Source organism: Acidicapsa borealis (assembly GCF_059115245.1).
Genome location: NZ_JCACNY010000001.1, coordinates 106,075 through 126,482, shown reverse-complemented (window position 1 = coordinate 126,482; position 20,408 = coordinate 106,075). Strand labels below are relative to the sequence as shown.

4 protein-coding genes and 1 pseudogene are annotated in these 20,408 nt (G+C 60.3%); all 5 read right to left on the bottom strand.

Translation table 11 applies throughout. From position 1 onward, the window contains the following. Window positions 1-143 precede the first annotated feature (143 nt). The 5 genes and pseudogenes from AC5S27_RS00360 to AC5S27_RS00340 all read right to left on the bottom strand — a co-directional run bounded on the left by AC5S27_RS00360 (window position 144) and on the right by AC5S27_RS00340 (window position 20,403). Window positions 144-3,791, bottom strand: coding sequence for a non-ribosomal peptide synthetase (locus AC5S27_RS00360; RefSeq protein ID WP_493932636.1), 3,648 nt, complete (start codon window positions 3,789-3,791; stop codon window positions 144-146). Further along, window positions 3,775-7,170, bottom strand: a complete 3,396-nt coding sequence (locus tag AC5S27_RS00355; protein ID WP_493932635.1) for a non-ribosomal peptide synthetase — start codon at window positions 7,168-7,170, stop codon at window positions 3,775-3,777. Before AC5S27_RS00355 ends, AC5S27_RS00360 begins: the two co-directional genes overlap by 17 nt. Continuing rightward, window positions 7,167-7,667, bottom strand: a complete 501-nt coding sequence (locus tag AC5S27_RS00350) for an acyl carrier protein (RefSeq protein ID WP_493937249.1) — start codon at window positions 7,665-7,667, stop codon at window positions 7,167-7,169. The genes AC5S27_RS00355 and AC5S27_RS00350 overlap by 4 nt, the downstream gene beginning before the upstream one ends. Window positions 7,668-7,739: 72 nt before the next feature. Beyond that, window positions 7,740-12,475, bottom strand: a pseudogene (locus tag AC5S27_RS00345) (type I polyketide synthase); the annotation flags it as partial. A 149-nt stretch (window positions 12,476-12,624) separates the two neighbouring features. Then, window positions 12,625-20,403: an SDR family NAD(P)-dependent oxidoreductase gene (locus tag AC5S27_RS00340; protein WP_493932634.1), complete on the bottom strand. Its 7,779-nt coding sequence runs from the start codon at window positions 20,401-20,403 to the stop codon at window positions 12,625-12,627. Window positions 20,404-20,408 lie beyond the last annotated feature (5 nt).

Below are 20,408 nucleotides of genomic sequence, written 5' to 3'. Positions count from 1 at the left end.
AGGCCCACCAGTTTAACTGTCTACTGTAAGCAATGGCTGAATCATAGGTCCAGCCGCATTTTTGGAACTAAGGAACTTCTGGAAGATGTATCCGTAGTCGCTATTCCAACGGCGTGCAGGGTATCAAAGCCGGAACTCGCCAGCTATTCAACTACTTCGACCCTCACCTTATCGAAGCCGGAGTGGCCCAGAGCCGTCGCGAGCTTTCGCGCCGAGTCCTCCGCTGGCCGCTGCGCAAGCAGCACCAGCGGAACTTGTGCAGATTCGTATGTAGCTATTTCCCGCACCCATGGTTCCAAGTCAATCGTGGCCACGCTTGCGCCGATCGACATGACTCTTCTGCCAGAGGTGTCCGCAATCGAGATTGGCAACGGCCTTCCGATACAGTAGATGACTTGATCGCCATCGCCCGGAGAGACAAACTCGATATATTTAGGCTCTTTCCAGCGAAGACGACGTACAGCCCTGGCCAGCATTTCGATCGTCGGGGCCTGGAACAGCGTGGCCAGCATCATCGCAACCCCGAGCCGCTTTTCGATCGCTGCAAAAATCTCAAATGCAACCAGCGAATGCCCTCCAAGATCATCAAAGAAATGAGCGTCTCGAGCAATCGGGTGCTTCCCCAGCCGCTGGCTCCAGATGTTGGCCAGCCACTGCTCCAGAAGGTCTCGTGGCATTTCCATTGCATGTGCGACTGGAGCTTCCACTCGTACGCTCAGGGTCTTCCGGTCAATCTTGCCATTCGGGGTCAAAGGGAGTTCCGCCATCACAACGATATCTGCGGGAATCATGTATGCCGGTAACCGCTTGCGCAGCTCCGCGATGCATTCACTCGTATCGATCGTCGTGCGTGGCGCAGCCACCAGGAAGGCTACAAGAGCGTCCCCTGGGCCGCGCTTCTGCACCACAACCACAGCTTGCGCAGCCCCGCTGATCTCCCGCAGAGCGCTTTCAATCTCACCCAGTTCGATCCGGTGCCCCCGCAGCTTGATCTGCCCGTCCCGACGCCCCTGGTACACAAGCCTGCCATCGGCAAGCTGCCGCGCCATATCGCCGGTACGGTAGAGTCTACCCAGTGGCTCAATCCCAGGTAGTTGGACAAATCGCTCACTCGTCAATTCAGGCCGATTCAGATACCCTCGTGTCACGCCCTCTCCGCCGATATACAACTCACCACCCGCACCAGGTGGAACCAGCATCATGTATTCATCGAGAAGGTAGACACGCGTGTTGCTGATAGGGTAGCCGATGGTTGCCGAAGCGCCAGGTTCGCGCAGCGTAAACGTGGAATAGGTCGTCGTCTCCGTAGGACCATACAAATCAAAGACCTGCTGTGCACCAGCTTCATACACCTTGTCCACAAGCTCCGTCGGCAGGAACTCACCAGCCATGCAGACTGTTTGCACCGAAGTAGGAAGGCCAGCCTGCAACAGCGCCTGCATCGCGCTCGGCACCGTGTTCACCAGCGAAACCCGCGCCGCATGCGGGGATTTAGGGAGCTCCAACAGATCATTCACCAGCACAATTGCATTGCCCGTGGAAAGAGGCAGGAACATTTCGAAAATCGAAAGATCGAAGCAGACCGAAGTGGAAGCAAGTACTCCGCGAAGTGACTCGGGACCAAAGACGTTTTTCGCCCAGGCAATGAGCGCCACAGCATTGCGGTGCTCTACCACCACGCCCTTCGGCTTCCCTGTAGAACCTGAAGTGTAGATCAAGTAGGCCGCATCGTCTGGACTCAACGTAACGCCAACTGGACTCGCCTCGCGACCATCGTTCCTATGCGCTACGACCAGTTCTTCCGTTGGAGAAACGAGATACACAGTAGGGCAAATGCCCGTCAGCTTCTCCGTAAATGCATTGCGCTGCGCGATCAGGAGCAACGCACCGCTGTCCTCCAGCATGTAGACCAGCCGCTCCTCGGGATACTTCGGATCGAGTGGCAGATACGCCGCACCTGTCTTGAGTACAGCAAGTATCGAAATGATCAGCTCAGGCGTTCGGTCCTGGCATATGGCAATGAAGCTACCAGCTCCAGCTCCTCGCTCAGACAAAGCCTTTGCCAATCGCAGAACCTCCGCGTGCAGTTCTGCAAAGGTCATCATCGTGCCTGCACAGTAGAGCGCCGCTTGATCGGGAGTCGCCGTCGCTTGCTGCTCGAACAAGCTGATCAGCGTCTGACTTCGATCGAAATTCATCTCCGTCGCATTCCATTGCTCGTGAAGGGCGGCATCCTTCGGAGTTAGCAGATTCAGCGATCCAACCGCAGTGTCGCCATCCTCGACCACCGATGTCGCAAGACGAATAAAGTGCAGCGCAAACCGCTCCATATCTGCTGGGGCAAACAAATCTGTGCGGTACTCAAAATGCACATCGAGGGTGTTCGCCTGCTCTGATATCTGCAACGTCAAATCGTACTTCGAGATGCCAATATACGTTTCCTGCTGCTCTTCTTCCGTCGCCGCACTCTTGGCATTGAGTGCAAACGTGATTTGGAACAACGGCGAGTGCGAAGAGGATCGCTGCGGATGCAGCTCTGAAACCAATTTCTGAAAGGGAAGATCGCTGTGTTCAAAGTCAGAAAGAACTGCGTTGACTGATCGCCTCAAGAAATCGTTGAAGCGTTCGCTGGGATCGACCGTAACTCTCAAAGGAAGCATGTTCACGAAGAGACCAATTACATTCTCCTCGTCGCGACGCTTGCGCCCTGTAATGGGCGTACCAATGCACAAGTCCAGATTCCCCGTGTAGCGATAGAGCAGCACTGAGAAGACCTGGAGCATCAACAAGTAGAGAGATGTATTGGCCCGCGCAGCGTAATGTCGCAACCCGTGCGTGAGACCAGCATCCATCGACAACGTCAACGTGTTCCCTGCAAACCCCTGCTCGGGTGGTCTCTGCTTGGTGAAGGGTAACTCAAGCAGCGTTGGCACGCCTTGCAATCGAGTGCGCCAATAGCCCAACTGCCGCTCGTACAATTGCCTCGTTTCTTCGCTTCGCTCACGTACGGCAACATCCAGATACTGAATGGGCATTGTAGGCAAGGACACTGCTTCAGCATGGAGTGCGTCGGCATACAGCCTGCTCAGATCGTGCTTCAGCGTATCCAGAGACCACTGATCTGCAACGATATGATGCACGTTGTAAAAAACCACATGCAGCTCCGGCGCCAGACGAAAGAGATGAAACCGAATGAGTGGAGCAAGATCAAGGGAAAAGGCCTTTCTGCCTTCTTCTGTCAGAAGAGCATTCAGCCTTTGCTCACGCTCCTCAACGTTTAACTCACCACTCAGATCGGTGAAGTGCAGCGGAACCTCTACTTGCTTGAGCACCACCTGCACAGCCTCGCCGTTACGCATCTCGATCCGTGTGCGCAGCGACTGATGCCTGTCCACCAGCAACGCGACGGCACGGCGAAGTACGCTCTCTTCGACTACACCGTGAACTCGCCACGATTGAGGAATGTTATACGCAATACTACCTGGAGAAAAACGATCGACCAGCCAAAGACGTTGCTGTGCAAAGGTAAGAGGCCCCACGCGTTGTTCATTCTCTGCAGCGGGTGCTTCCAGCCACACCAGCAATTCAGGCTTGCGCCTTCGCAGCTCGGCCTGCAACTCCGCAGTCAACGCACCTACCGGCGCCGTCAGTTGCAGCTTGCCGTCTTTACCGTGCAATTCAACGCCAATACCATGCAGGTAAGCAACGAACTCCGCACTCGCCATCGTAGCAAGTGCATCCGTGCGCACGATTGCCCCAGGACGATCCACGTCGCTATGACTGCCCGGCATGCGCCATCTCTCCGGACCGCCCACTACGCTGGCTGCGAGTCTTGTCAATATGCGCCGACAGCGTGGCAATACTTGGATACTGAAAAAAACTTACCAGCCGCAACTCGGAATCGAGTTCTCGGCGCAGCCTGTCATGCGCCTTCACCAGCATCAGTGAGTGAGCTCCAATATCGAAGAATCTCTGCTCAATGCCAATCCGCTCCGTGTGAAGCAATTCGCGAAACACCTTCGTGAGAACAGCTTGCGTTGGACTCAACGTTTGATCAATGGCAAGCTCAACCAATTTCTCCTGCGAAGATTCAACACTCGCCACAGGCGCGGGCAACTTGCTGCGATCGAGCTTGCCGTTGGGCAGCCGCGGAAAGCTCTCCATCACGACAGCATTGGCCGGAACCATATATTCAGGAACACGCTCACGTAGGCGCAAACGCACCTGTGGATAAGAAAGTGTTTCGCCGGGCTTCGGCACCAGATAAGCCACCAGTTCCTTCTCGCCACGATCCTGTCGCAGTAGCACAACGCTCTCAGCCACCTCTGGCTGTTGCCGCAGTGCATGCTCAATCTCGCCTAACTCGATACGGAAGCCGCGCAGCTTGACTTGAAAATCAGCACGCCCTAAAAACTCAAAGCTGCCATCACGGCGCCGGCGCACAAGATCGCCCGTGCGATAAAGCCTCTCACCATCCCCGAACGGCGCAGTCACAAAACGCTCCGACGTCAGATCAGCACGATTGAAATATCCGCGCGCAAGACCATCGCCACCGATATATAACTCTCCCGCAACCCCCAGCGGAACCGGCTCGCGCTGAGGATCAAGTACGTAGAGCGTAGTGTTTTGGATTGGGCCGCCAATCGGTATGCTACTGCCCTCCACCCGGTCGACAAGCAGGGCTGAGGACCAGATAGTTGTCTCCGTGGGCCCATACATGTTCCATAGCGCTTTCACGGAGCCCTTCAAAGTGGTGGCAAGTTGCGTCGTAAGTGCCTCGCCCCCGCACAATGCGGTCAGCTGCGGATCACCATGCCAGCCGCTGCTGATCAGCATTTGCCATAACGCCGGCGTAGCCTGCATAACCGTTGGCTTCTCGCGTTCAAGATCGTCCAGAAGGGTTGGCAGATCTCCCGGTGCAACCGCAATGATCACCTCGCCGCCAACATACAGCGGCAAGAACAACTCCAGCCCTGCGATATCGAAAGACACAGTCGTGACAGCGAGAATACGATCTTCACTGGTAAAGCCGGGAGCCTTGCGCATGCTGTCGAGGAAGTTAGCTAATGCGCCATGCGAAATCTCCACTCCCTTCGGCTTTCCCGTCGATCCGGAAGTGAAGATAACGTAAGCCAGATCTTCAGGTCCCGGAGCCGTTGCGTCCGGCGCAATCTGCGCCTCCTCCGTTGTACTTGCATCATCCAGCACCAGGCACTGCGGCTCATGCCCTTCCAAAAGTGAAACAAGTGCACTCTCCGTAACGAGCACATGAGGCTTTACATCCTCAAGAATTCCGGCAATGCGCTGCTTGGGATAAATAGGATCAAGCGGCACATACGCCGCGCCCGTCTTGAGCACAGCCAGCAGCGCAACCAGCAACTCCGTGGAGCGATTCAAGCAGACAGGTACAAGTCCCCCACGCTGTGCTCCCCGCGATCGCAGCCGTGCTGCCAGAGCTTCAGCACGTGTGTTCAGGGTTGCATAGTCAAGCGCATCGTCTCCAGCGCGAACAGCAATCTTATTCGGCGTGCTGGTCACGAAATGATTGAGCGCATTGAGCAGAAGACTATCTACCGCCATCGGAACAGATGTGTCATTTCCCCAGGCCAGCAAAGCCTGCTTCGCTTCACTTGGCATCAGGGGGATCGACTCAACTTTCGTATCAGGATGCTCGATCACATATTGCAGGACGTGCTCGTAGTTCCGCAGCAGATCCTCAATGGTTTCCTTCTCGTACAGGTCGCCACGATAGTCAAAGTAAATATGGAGCTGCTTCCGGAAGGGATAAACCTCGGCCGTAAAATCAAACCGCGCCGAAGAAACTTCGAGTTCGAGGGGCAACATCGTGATGCCCTCAAGCTTGACCTCTTCCAGCGGAAAGTTCTGAAGAATAAACATCGTCTGAAACAGAGGTGAATATTCGGGTCCGCGATCAGTCTGCAGTTCGCGCACAAGATGATCGAACGGCGCGTCCTGATGTTCATATGCTCCCAAGGTCGATTCGCGAACATGGCCCAGCAACTCAAGGAAGCTCATGCCATCCGCGACCTCAGCCCTTAACACAAGGTTATTGACGAAGAAGCCGATGATGTCACTCAGCTCCGCGCGAGTACGATTTGCGGACGGTGATCCAACCACCACATCCTTTAGCCCGCTGTAGCGTGATAGCAGCAACATGAAGGCCGACATCATTGTCATGAAAAGTGTCGCTTCATGCGCCCTGCTGAAAGTGTCGAGCTGCGCTGTGAGTTCTGTTGAAAGAACCAGCTTGGACTTATTCGCCCAGCCCTGGCCCTCTGCACGTCGAGGATGATCGGTGGGAAACAGTACTACGGACGGAGCCCCATCCAACTGCTTCTTCCAGTACTTCATTTGCTTTTCCAGCACGCCGCCTTCGAGCCACTTCTGCTGCCAGTCCGCATAGTCCACATACTGCACTTGCAGCTCCGGCAACTGCGGCTTTTCATTACGATGATACGCACGGTAATTCTCAATCAACTCACGAACCAGAACACCCATCGACCATCCATCTGAGACGATATGGTGCATGGCAAGCAGCAAAATATTCTCGTTGCCGCCGGCCTTTAAAAGATAGGCGCGGAACGGCGGCCCAGTCTCAAGGTTGAACGGCTGATGTGCTGTCTCGAGCGTGAATCGCGTGACCGCGCTCTCCAACGTTTCACCCTCGCGGCGATCAAGCTCGGATTGCTCAACATGCCAATCCATGCCGTCGACAATGAATGTGTACGGTGTTCCCTCACTCTGCGCGAAGCACGTCCGCAACGACTCATGACGAAGCACAATGCTCTGCAGTGCCCGGTCCAAAGCCACTGTATCGAGTTCACCTTCCATGCGCAGAACCGCAAGCAGGTTGTAAGCCACGCTCTCAGGATCCATCTGCTGCAGAAACCAGATACGCTGCTGCGCAAACGACAACGGCATCTTCCCTTCGCGGTCTACCTTCGGCATCGGAGCACCGATGCCATTGCCACTGCTTTTCTGCATCGAGCGCAGTAGCTCCAGGAGCTCAGGCTTACTGGCCCTGAGCGCAGCCTGCAATTCAGGGGTCAGCGACCCCTTTGGCGCGTTCAGGCGTAGCACGTCTCCTTCAAGATTCAGCTGCACACCCAGAGAGCGAAGTTGTTTCAAAAGTTCAGCAGCATGACTCATATTTGGATCTCGTCACGTTCCGTCGTTGATTGTTCATCCTCGATACCAGAACCCCACAATAGCATGTCAAGTGCAACCGCCATCTCGGCCGCTGTTGGGTATTCGAAGGCAAAAGTAGGAGGCAAACCCTGGCCGATCATCGCCTGCAGACGGTTGCGCAGAGTGACGGCCATCAAGGAATCAAGCCCCAGGTCGGCAAGGCGCGCCGCGCTTCCCGGAAGCTCGCCGCGGCGTAGGCCGAGGATACGGGCGGCTTCCTTCTGCACCACGCGATCCAGCGCAGCCAGCCGGCTCTCTCCCGGCTCCGGCGTCCACAATGGTGCGCCAGATGATTCAGGCGTCGCCTGCTGCTGCCGCAGATATTGCAGCCAGTGCCGCGGGCGCTTGAGCTCATATAGCGGCGCCAGTAATTGCCACTGAACGTTGGCGACTGTGGCATGGCTCACGTTGGACTGTATCAATTGGGCTAGCCACGCCAGCGCCGCACCATCGTCCATCGGCATCATGCCGCCGGAAGAGTATTGCTTCTGCTGCTCTTCACTTGCCAGGCGCATCGTCTGCCAAGTTCCCCAGTTCACTGACAGGAACGGTAAGCCCTCACTCCGGCGCAACGCAGCCATCGCATCGATAAAGCAATTCGCGGCGGCGTAGTTGCCCAGGCCACTCGAACCCAGCACCGATGCCGTCGATGAGTAAGCAACAAAGAAATCGATAGACAACTTACGCGTCAACTCGTACAGCAGCCACGTACCAGTAACCTTGGCTTGAAACATCGAGCGAATCTGGCCCTCATCGATCTCCTCAAGCGGCGCGCCGGAAACATCGGCAGCCATGTGCAAAACGCCACGTAACGCAGGCAGATCCTGCCCGAAGCGCGCAAAGAGCGATTCCATTCCCACAGCATCCGCAACATCAACAGCAACGATCTCAACCGCTACTCCAGACGCACGCAGCGCATCGATCTCAACTTGCCGCGCAGCAGCGGATTTCAACGAACGAGTTGTCAACACCAGCGTTCCCACGCCATGCTCAGCCAGCCACGCAGCAGCGCGCAACCCCAGTCCGCCAACGCCACCTGTGAGCAGATAGCTACCATCCTTGCGCACGGTAAGATGCTTCTGCTCCGGTGCAGTCATGCGCTTCAAACGATAAGCCCGGCGCGCCTCGCCGGTATAGGCAATCTGCTCTTCTTCATTGCGCGATAACAGTTCACGCGTGATGACCGCTGCCTGTTGCTCAGCTGTTGCATCTGGATCGAGATCGACGATGCGCCGCAATCGCTGTGGGTGCTCGAGCGTCGCGCAACGTGCCAGACCCCAGATCGTAGCCTGCGCCGCCCCTGCCATTTGCGATGTGTTGCGCACCGCTTGCGAACCTCTCGTAAAGATCCACAAGAATCCCGTCGTCTTGAGCACGTCCTGCCACAGGCGAAGGCTCCGGGTTGTTATCGCAATAGCAGATTCCCCGACTAAGCTTGCAAGGGCAACACTCGATGTATCTTCAGTCGCAAGGAATGCACCGTCAAGCATGCGCAGATCGACAAATTCAATGGACGATCCGATGGCTAAAACTTCAGAGATCGATTCGTCGCTACGGATAACCCGAACCTGCTCACCCGCGGCGGCAAGCCGCTCTGCAACCCTCGCGGCGATGTCAGATGAACCAAGCAAAACCCACTCGCGACCTGCATTGCGCGACGAAGCAGCTGTCTCGAAAGCCAGCGTACTCGCTTCCCAAGTCTGCTCATAGAGCCACTCTGCAGGCGCTGGGACAGCAGCTTCGAGCGCAGCCATAGGACGAAGCTGAATACCCTTCGCAACCGCCAACAATATACCCTGCTCATCGAAAACACGCAGGCTGCCATCGAGTACGCCATCTGCCTTAGGAGTGAGCTTCGCCTCGACAGTGAGCACGCCTTGCAACTCACCGAGCACACAAATCTCTTCAATCGCAGTCATCAGCCGCAGCCGTGTATCACCGTCCGCAATCGCCGCTGCACCCAACACCTGAAAGCATGCATCGAGCAACGCTGGATGTGGTCCAAGAGCAGCATTCCCCATCGCGTGCCATTGAGGATCCACCAGCACATGGCCCATGGATGCACCCGGCAAATACCAGAGTTGCTGAATGCCGCGAAATGCCGCGCCGAGATGAATCCCTTCGACATCCAGATGCCGGTAGTACTCGTCACCACTCATCGTGGGAGCATTGTCCCTGTCAAAGCGAGCTACGTCCTCAGCTACGCCCCCGTCACTCAGGATCGAGCCCGTCGCATGCAACGGCCACTCAGTCGCATTCACAGTACGCGCGTTGATACGGAAGCCATGTTTCTCTCGCGATACAGGCGTAAGTGCCGTCTGCACCAGCACGGCAACATCACCTGGCTGCAGCGGCCGCGAGATAGCAAATTCTGCGATGCGCGCAGCGTTACCCGTAGTAAAAGCAATGCCCTGCGCAGCCGCCCACACCAGCGAGAGATAGGCACTCGCAGGAAGAACAACTCCGCCTCCTACTCGATGCTGGTCCAGATGCCAGGGCAGTGGCGTACTTAGCTCCGTCTCGAAGATAGGCAGCGAAGCATCCAGCCGGACGCTGTTCAACCCGCCCGCAGAAAGCATCGGCAAATCGGTTCGCACCCTGCCCGCATGGCCGCGCTGAACTGCTTGCGAAGCCTCCTGCTGGCCATCCCCAATCCAATATCGCTCGCGCTCAAACGGGTACGCAGGCAATGACACTTTGCGCACATCCTGCCCGCGATAAACCGCTTTCCAATCCAGCTCAGCCCCTGCAGTGAAAGCCTCTGCCAGAGCCAGCTGCAAGGCATCGAAATCATTCTCGCGGCCGTTCGCCGAAGCCACCCACCGCGTCTTCGCATCGCCTCTCTCTTTGCCAAACGCCGTCAGCACGGCGCGCGGACCCATCTCAATACAAAGCCCGCAGCCTTCCTTCTCAAGCTCAGCAAGGCATCGCGCAAACTGCACCGGCCGGCTCAGATGGCTCGTCCAATACTGCGCATGGAACACCGAAGCATCTTCGACCCTCTGCCCAGTCAGATCAGCAATGATCGGCAAACGCGGCGCGAAGTAAGTCGCCTTCACCGCCTCAGCATGGAACGCAGGCAGCACACGATTCATCGCTGGCGAATGCGAGCCATAGGTGATGTTCAAACGCTTCACCCGCACACCAGCCTGCTCAAAGTGCTGCGCCGCGAGCTCAACAGCATCCTTGCGTCCGCTGATCACCACGCTCGATGCGCCATTGATCGCCGCGATGCTCACATCCTGCCGGTACGGCGCAAGCTCGGCCTGCACCCGCTCTTCCGGAGCAGCCACAGCCACCATGCCACCAGGATCGCCAAGCTCCCCTGTCAGCCGTCCTCGCGCGGCAATCAGCAACGCAGCATCGCGCAGACTCATCACGCCGGCAAGCATGGCTGCGACCAACTCGCCCATGCTGTGGCCTACAACAATGTCCGGCTCGACACCCCAGCTCTGCCACACCCGCGCCAATCCATACTGAAACGCAAACAATGCCGGCTGCACCAGCGCCGACTGCGCCAGCTCATTGCGCTGATTGCGGAAGATCGTCTCAATCGAAACGGAAATCACACCGGCCAACGCCGCATCGACCTCAGCCACAGCCGCGCGGAAGACTTCGCTATGCTCCAGCAGCGAAAGCCCCATTCCAGTCCGCTCTCCACCCTGCCCGGCGAAGAGGAATGCTACCTTCGGCGCACGCAACGCAGCCACGCCGCGCACAAACTGGCTCTCGCCCTCTTCGACGGCGCCTCCCGCGAGCAGCCCCAATTCTTCGATAGCCATGTCAGGATATTCGCCTGCACGGATTCGCAAAGCAGCTCGATGTGCCAGCGCCGATCGGCCCGCGGCAAGCGTATAAGCCACATCCTGAATGGCTAACCCGGGTTCATCCCGCAGTCTGTGCGCAAGCCGTCCAGCCATTGCCTGCAACGCCTCTTCACTGCGCGCAGAGAGTGCAATCACCTGCGTATCGCTGTGCGCGTTCACAGTCTCGGCCGCAGGCGCTTCTTCCACCACCAGATGCGCGTTCGTCCCGCTGAACCCAAACGAACTCACCGCCCCAACACGCCGCGCATAACCAGCAGCAGGCTGCCATTCTTCCTCGCGAACAGGCACCCGCGTCCGCGCAGCCTCCCAATCGATCTTGGGATTGGGCACTGCGCAATGCAGGCTGGCCGGAATCGTCTTCTTGCCAAGCGCCAGCACCAGCTTGATCAGCCCGGCCACGCCAGCCGCCGACTCCGCATGGCCGAAGTTGCTCTTCACCGAACCCACCGGCAACAACGCATCCTCCGCGCGTTCCCGGCCCAGAGCCTCACCCAGCGCCTGCATCTCGATCGTGTCGCCAAGGCTCGTTCCCGTCCCATGCGACTCCACATACGAAACAGCCCCCGGCGGGATTCCCGCATCCTCAAGAGCCGCAGAAATCACCGCCACCTGCGAAGGCCCATTCGGCGCCGTCAACCCACTGCTACGCCCGTCCTGGTTCAGCGCCGTCCCGCGAATTACGGCCAGAACGCGATCCCCATCGCGCTCCGCAGCATCGAGCCGCTTCAGCACCACCACGCCGCAGCCCTCGCTGCGCACAAAGCCATTTGCCGCCGCCGAAAACGCCTTGCAGCGCCCATCCGCCGCCATCATCTGCGCCCGCGAAAGCGCCATCGTCACTTCCGGGCAGAACAGAAGATTCGCGCCACCGGCAAGCGCCAACTCACTCTCGCCCATACGCAAGCTCTGGCAAGCTTCATGAATCGCCACCAGCGACGACGAACACGCCGTGTCGATCGCCAGGCTCGGTCCGCGCAACCCCAGAAAATACGAAATCCGCCCCGCCGCCACAGCATGCGAAGCTCCCTGCGCAAAGTAAGCCTCAATCTGCTCGCCCGGCAGGTTCATCGCCAACTGCCCGTAATCCGTATTACACAAGCCGATGTAAACGCCGGTCTTGCTGCCATTCAGCGAAGAGGGCGCAATCCCCGCGTCCTCCAGTGCCTCCCAGCTCACCTCTAGCAGCAACCGCTGCTGCGGATCCATCCCAACTGCCTCACCGGTGCAATACCAAAAAAATGCGCGTCGAACATCTCGGGAGCATCCAGAAATCCTCCCCACTTCGTCGCCACCTTGCCCCGCGCATGCGGATCGGGATCGTACAACTCGTCCACGTCCCAACGCGATCGCGGCACTTCGGAGATCGCGTCCCGGCCCTCACTCAGCAACTCCCAGAACGTCTCCGCATCCCGCACTCCACCTGGGAAACGGCATCCCATCCCAATCACGGCAATCGGCGCACGACTCTGGTTATCGGTCTGCGCAGCAGCATTCTGCGCTTCGAGCTCGCGCACCCGCTCCTCCAGCTCAGCCGCCAACAGCAGCAGACGCTTGGGAGAAAAATCCGCGATTCGCTTGAGAAAGTCCGTCACTTGCGCATCCCTGCCATCTTCTGTTGAAAGAGCCTCTCCACTTCATCATCCGAGAGGGCTGCAACGCTATCAAACGCGTCCTTCGATTCTTTATCAGCTTCGTCCTGAGAAGCCGCAAAGCCCGTGGCCACAGCAATGCCTTGTCCACCCAGCTTAAGCACATCCTGAAAGAGCCAGTCCGTCAATGACCCCAACGTTGGATAGTCGAACAAAGCCGTAGCCGACAGCTTCGTCTCGAGGTCAGCCGACAGCGCATTGCGCAGCTCAATCGAAAGCAGCGAATCGAGCCCATACTCCTGTAATGGACGGAGCCGGTCCACGGCCTCAGTAGACGGAAGCGAAAGCACCCCGCGCACCCGCTCCTCCACATGCGACTCCAGCAAAGCCCGCTGGCGCACCGCCGGAGCATCCAGCAAGGCCTGCCGCCATGAGACGCCCGTCGCAACCGCCCGCGTTGCTGCGTTCGCGCCTGCCTTCGGCGCACTTGTCCTCTCCGAAGTTCCCTTCGCCTTAGGCTCTACAACGCGCAGCAGATGCGTCAGGAGATCGGCATTCGCCGCAGCCTCGGCTTTCGCCACGCCAGCCCAGCATTGCCAATCCACCTTCGACACGAGCACCTGAGCGCAATCCTCATCGAGCAACCGGCCCAGAATCTCCAACCCCTGATCTGGAGCAATCGACGTCACACCCACGCGCTCCGTCCGCTGCACCACGCCGTAGCGCACCGCCGCACCCACTTCGCTCCAGGCACCCCAGTCGATGCTCAGCGCAGGAAGCCCCAGGCCCCTGCGATAGTGCGCAAGCCCATCCAGATACGCATTCGCAGCAGCATGGTTCGCCTGCCCACGCGAACCCAGCACCCCAGCCGCCGAAGAAAACAGCACAAAGCAATCCAGCCCCGCATCACGGGTCAATGTATGCAAGTTCCAGGCCCCGGCCACCTTAGCCGCCAGCACAGGGCGGAAGGTTTCCCACGTCTGCTGCGGCAGCCCGGCATCCGACAGCGCCCCTGCAGAATGAAACACACCGCGCAGCGCAAATTCCTTCGGAATCCTGTCGAAAGCATCGGCCAGGGCAGCCGCATCGCTAACATCACAACGCGCCGTCAAAATGGCCGACTTATCCCCTAACCGCTCCAGCACGAGTTGCGCATCAGCAGAAGCCTCACCACGCCCCAGTGCCAGCACACAGCCCGCACTACGCTCCACCAGCCACTCGACCACCAGTAGACCAAGCCCACTTAGCCCGCCTGTCACCACATAAGCCCCGTCCCCGCGAATGCCTGCGAACTTCTCCTTTGCGGCACTGAGCTCAGGATCAGGCATCAGCAACACCCGCCCGATCTGCTGCCCGGCGGCCATATAGCGAAAAGCCTCCGCCGCCGCATCCAGCCCGAACGCCTTCCACGGCAGCGGCCCAATCAGGCCCGCTTCGACATCCGCCAGCACCGTCGCGATCATCTCCCGCACCTCCGGCGCAGCCGCCACCAGCGCCGCCCGCAGATGCACCCGGTGATACAAGACATCCGGCCGCAGTGCCTGAGCTTCACTGTTGCTCCAGGCCGTCTTCTCACCCAGTTCCACAAACCGCCCACCCGGAGCCAGCGCCCGCAGTCCGGCAGCAATCTTGTCTCCCGCCAGCGAATTCAGCACGACATCCACGCCCAGGAACCCAGTCGCCGCCAGCACGTCCCCTTCAAACGCCGCCGATCGCGAATCGAAAACACCCGCCACGCCCAACCCACGCAAATACTCGCGCTTAGCCTCGCTGCCAGCCGTCGCAAAGACCACCGCGTCAATCCGCCGCGCCTCCTGGATTGCAGCAAGCCCAACACCGCCTGCGCCCGCATGAATCAGCACCCGCTCACCCGCCCGAAGCCCGGCAACACGTTCCAAAGACCATCGCGCCGTCAGATAAGGAATGAGCAACGTAGCAGCATCCTCCGCACCCAACCCCGCTGGCCGCTGCCAAACGCGGCTTCGCGTCAGGGTCGCGTAGTCCGCCATCAACCCCCACCCCGTCGCCACCACAGCGTCGCCCGCGGCAAGACCGGTAACACCCTCACCCACACGAACCACGCGACCTGAGCACTCCCCACCCGGCGGTGCGTCATGATCCGAGCTTCCACCCGGCTCCAGCGCACTCAGTACCTCGTGGAAGTTGATCGCCGCAGCCTCAATGGCAATCTCAACCTCGCCCGGCCCCGGCCCTACGCGTCCATCGGCTCGAGGCTTCAGATCCTCAATCAAACCTGTCCCAGGCAAATACAACCGGCGGCCTTCCGGAACACCCGATCCTGAAGATCCAGATACCTTCGACAGTTTTCGCGGTGCCAGCCGAGGCACCCAGACATCGTTTGCACGCAGAGAATACTGAACCTCCGTCTCACCAGCCGACTGCGTCAAAGCCCAGAGCCGCTCAAAATCGCATTGAACATCGTCATCCGAACCCGGCAGATCCACCACAGCCACCCGTGCCTCGCCGTACTCCGCCCGCACACTCCGCGCAAACCCCGCCAGAGACGCCCCATCGGGGAGTCCGGCATCGTAAACCCCTCGGCTCACCAGCCAGACTCGGCAGTCCGCCTGAGCATCCGCGGCCAGCAGCGCCTGTATCCAAGACAACGCTCCACCCAGCACACGCTCCTGCCACGCCAAACTCCCGCTCGCGTCCGAATCATTGGCAGACAGCTCTGCCCCCGGAAGATAGACAAGGTGCGCCGTCTCACCGGATGCCCGGCCTTTCAACCAATCCTCCACAAGCGCAGGGCTGGCTTCCGAAGCATCCGCAATCCGCACCGGCGTACCCGCCGCCTCAGCCCACGCCGCCAGCCCCATCGCCATGCTGCCCGCGTGATCGCCGCTTACAACCAGAACTCGCGGCGCATCTGCCTTCCGCGACGCCACCGCTGCAATCAAACACTGCCGGCTAAACGTTGCGTCATTTTCCTGGCCGGGTCGAGCCGGAGCCAATTCCACCACCCCAAAGCCGCACTCCCCAAGCAGCCCCTCCCAACCCTCGCGGCTCAGCAGCGCATAATCCGGGCGCAGATCACTATCCGTAAACCGCCACCAGCCCTCGGTAAACCCAACCGTCAGATCCACCCAGGGTTGTTTCTTCCCCACCGTCTCCATCATCAGCAGCACGCCGCCCGGCGCCAGCAGCCCGCGAAGATACCCCAACGTCTGCCGCAGATCCGCCGTAGCATGCACCACGTTCGAAGCGACAATCACATCGAATTGCCGGCCCGCCAATCCCTGCTCCGCCGGCTCCCGCTCCAGGTCGAGTGTCTGGAAAGACATCGCCGCGTGCCCGCCAAACTCTCGCCGCGCCGCCGTCACAAATCCCGCGCCCAGATCCGTCCAGACGTACTCTGCGAAAGAATCCCCAAGCACCGGAATCAGGTTGCTTGTCGTAGCCGCCGTCCCTCCGCCGACCTCCAGCACCCGCGCCTTCCCGTGAAGCCCGGCAACCACCTGCCGCGCCGCCTCAGCCAGCGCCGGCTGAAATGTCTTCGCAACCACCGATTCCCGATACAGCCGCGTAGCAATCTGCTGGCCGCCCTCGGAGAACAGCGCATTCACCGCTGTCACCTCACCGCGCAGCAGAGGCAGCAATTGCCCACTCGTCCGCTCCGCCCAGGCAAACTCCGGATACCCCGCCCCGCTCAGCATCTTGCGCAAGCCCTCCACAGATGGGATCGCCTTACCAGTCGCCCGGTACACCCCAGTTTCCGCAAGCAGCGTCACGTAGCCCGACTCGACAAGAATCTCCAGCAACCGCCCAGCCAGCCGCCGATGCTCTGCCGCCAGTCCAAGCGTTCCAATCAACTCGGCAGCCTCGAACTCCCGCCCATCTGTCAGCGCAAATCCGCCCGCCGCGAAACACTCCACAATCCAGGCCGCGCAAAGCTCATCAAATTCCCGCATCCACGCGTCAAACCCGGCAACGCCATTCCTCTCAGCCGCCCGGTCGAGCGACCCGCGCCAAACATCAAGATCGATCGCCGAACCGGCAGCCAAAGCCGCCTTTTCCCACACCACCTCGTGCAGCCACCCGGCATAGGGCTCTGCTGCGGTCGGAACAACCTGGACCAGCGTTAGCCCCTCAACCGCCAAGACCTGTCTACCCTCGGAATCCAGGCCATCGATATCCACAGTCAGCGAACGCCCCTGCCGTTTCCGCACCCGCGCCCGCGCGAACCGAAGGGTTGCAGCATCGCCACCGACCCAATACCGTTCAACATTCGCAGGCAGCGCAGGAGCGGCCTTAGCCTCGCCATCCACCAGCGCCGCAGCCGCCTGCAGACAAGCATCGAGCGCAATCGGATGCACCCCATACGCTCCCCCCTCAGCAGCGACAGCAGGCATCAGCGCAAACTCAACCAGGCTCTCCTCAGCGGAACCCCACGCGCACACCACCGGCCGGAGAGCCTCGCCAAACTCCAGCCCCGAAGCCCGGAAGCGATCATAAAAACCCTCCGCATCCCAGTACGCCGTAGAACCAGCTTTCAGCCCGGGAATATCCTCAATCGCTGCCAACCCTCGCTCAGCAGCCCCAGCCTCCAGCATCCCGATAGCGTGAACCGTCCATTCGCCGTCCATCCCGTCAGCGGCGACGCTGGCAATCTTGAACCGTCTTCGTGCGTCGCCCGCACCAGAGTTCGCATCCGGCGCAGAAATCACCGTCTCCAGCAGCCGCGGCTCATCGAAGACACAAGCCTCGCGGAACTCCACCTCCAGCGCAGACCAATCCTCGCCGAAGCCAAGCTCTCCGGCAGCAGCAACCGCCATCTCCAGGTAAGCTGCACCCGGCAGAATCCGCCGCCCCAGCACCACATGGTCGCCAAGGTGAGCCGGCTCCTCCGCAGAAAGCCGCGCATGAAAAATAGCCTCCTCTGCCTGTGTCCGAAGACGTTCCCCAAGCAGCGGATGCATGCTCGTCCGCGCCGCACCCTTACCGGCTGGCATACCAGCTCCGCGCCGCGCAGTATCGAACCAGAAGCTCTGTCGCTGAAAGCGATACCCAGGCAGCGCCGCACGCCGCCATCGACGGCCCTCGTGCAATCCCTTCCAGTCCACATCCATCCCGTGCGCGTACAACCGTCCCGCCGCACCTAACAGCCGCGTCCACTCCCCGCGAGGCTCCCCGGAATCGGCTGCCTTGCTCAACCGGCTCAACGAAGGCACCTGCCGTTCGCTGTCAATCCCGTTTGCATCCGCCAGCGCCAGAAGCTGCGGCTCAGCCCCTAACTCAACAAATACGCCGGCCCCAGCCGCCACTGCGGCAGCGAGGCCAGCCGAAAACTCCACCGTTTCCCGCAGATGCCGTCGCCAGTAGACCGCATCCACAGGCTTGTTCCGTTCCACAGGTTTCCAGGTCAGATTCGATATCCATCGCACCTCCGGCACCCGGAACTGGACCTTCGCCGCCTGAGCCTCAAACGCATCCAGCATCGGCTCCAGCGCCGCGGAATGAAAACCATGCGTCGTCCGCAATCTCTTATGTCGCAATCCCCGCTCGCGCAGCACCTCTTCCAACCGCGCAATCGCAGCCAGGCCGCCGCTCATCACCACGCTCGAAGGCCCGTTCACAGCAGCCACACTCAACCCCGGCATCAGCAGCCCGCGAACGTCGTCCCGCGAAGCGACCACCGCCACCATCCCGCCCGGCTCCGCCAGCGTCTCCGTCAACCGCCCGCGAGCCGCCACCAGCCGGACGCCTTCTTCCGGCGTCATCACCCCAGCAACGGTTGCTGCAACGTACTCTCCCAGGCTGTGGCCCATCACCACCTGCGGCTCAACACCCCAGCTCCGCCAGAGCTCACTCAACGCCCAGCCGAAGGCATATAGCGAAGGCTGCACCAGGCTCGCCCGCTCCAGCTCTCCAGCCTTATTCGCCCAGATCGAAGCAATCCCAATGTCGAGAATTCCAACCAGAGCAGCATCTAGTCGGGCCACCGCCGAGCGAAACACCTCGCTCCGCTCCAGCAACTCCAAACCCATCCCGCCGCGCTCGCTCCCTTGCCCCGTAAACAGAAAGCAAAGCGACGGAGCCGCAGCTGCAACTCCAATCTCAGCAAGTTCAATCAGCTTCTCTAGCTTCCCCGCAGCCTCGCTTCGGCTCCCAGCCACCACCGCCGCGCGATACCGGAAGTGATCCCGTCCCAGACCCGCTGTCGCAGCAACATCAGGCCACGGAGAGTCCTGCGAAGCTTCCGAGCCAAGCCAGCCAGCATAGCTCTCCACCTGCGCCCGCAGCGCCGCCTCGCTTTGCCCGGAAACCGGCAGCAGAAAAACCGCCTCTTTCTCGGCCCCAGCCGCAGCAACAGCCGGCCCAGCCTCCACCACCAGATGCGCATTCGTCCCGCTAAACCCAAACGAACTCACCGCGCCAACCCGTGCCAGCCCGGAATCAGGCCAGGCCTGCGTAACCCGCGGCACATCCAGCCGCAGCTGGGCCCAGTTCACATGCGTCGTCAGCGTCTGCAACTGCAGGTTCGCCGGAATCTCACCGTGCTGCAACGCCAGCACCAGCTTGATCAGCCCGCCCACCCCGGCAGCCGCTTCCATATGTCCGAAATTCGTCTTCAGCGACCCCACCAGCAGCGGCTTCTCCGCCGAACGGCCAGCGCCGTACACCGCCCCCAGCGCCCGCAGCTCGATCGGATCGCCCAGCGAAGTCCCCGTCCCGTGCGCCTCCACATACCCAACGCGGTCCGCGCTCATCCCAGCGTTCTTCAGCGCCGTCCGCATCAGCTCTTCCTGCGAAGGCCCGTTCGGCGCCGTCAAGCTGCTGCTCGCCCCATCCTGGTTCAGCGCCGTCCCGCGAATCACCGCCAGAACCGGATCGCCATCCCGCTCCGCATCCGCCAGCGGCTTCAGCACAACAACGCCACAGCCTTCCGCGCGCGCAAAGCCATCGGCCCGATCGTCAAAAGCCTTCGACCGCCCGTCCGGAGCCAGCATCTTCGCCTGCGAGAGCGCCACCGTCGTCTCCGGCGCCAGGATCACGTTCACCCCGCCGGCAATGGCCATCGAGCACTCGCCCGTCCGCAGTGACTGGCAGGCCAGATGCACCGCCACCAGCGATGAAGAACAAGCCGTATCGACCGACATGCTCGGCCCCTTCAGTCCCAGCAGATACGACAACCGTCCCGAAGCGATACTCTGCGAATTCCCGGAAGCATAATGCACATCCAGCAGCCCAACATCCCCGGCCGTAAGCTGCAACTGCGCATAGTCCCCGCTGGCAACCCCGAGATACACCCCCGTCGCGCTTCCCGCCAGCGTTCGCGGAGCCACCCCGGCCGACTCCAGCGCCTGCCACGTCACCTCCAGCAGCAGCCGCTGCTGCGGGTCCAACTTCGCCGCCTCGCGCGGAGCAATCCCGAAAAACGCCGCATCAAAGTGCCGCACGTCCTCCAGGAACCCGCCAAACCGCGTCACCATCTTGCCCGTAGCATTCGGATCGGGGTCGTAGTACTCGTCAATAGCCCAGCGATCCGCCGGAACCTCCGAAATCGCCTCACGCCCTTCGCGCAGCAGTTCCCAGAACGACTCCGCGCCATCCACCCTGCCAGGAAACCGGCAACCCATTCCGACAATGGCAATCGCCTGACGGGCACGAGCCTCCGCAGCTTCAGCAGCAGCTTTTTCGGCAACAGCAAGCTTCTGCTTCATCTGCTCCAAAGCGCGCAGAGCCTGCTTGAGCAGCGCGCTGTGCTCACCCGCCGCTCCAGCCCCCGAATTCACCTTGCCCTGCTCGTCCGCCATTGGCT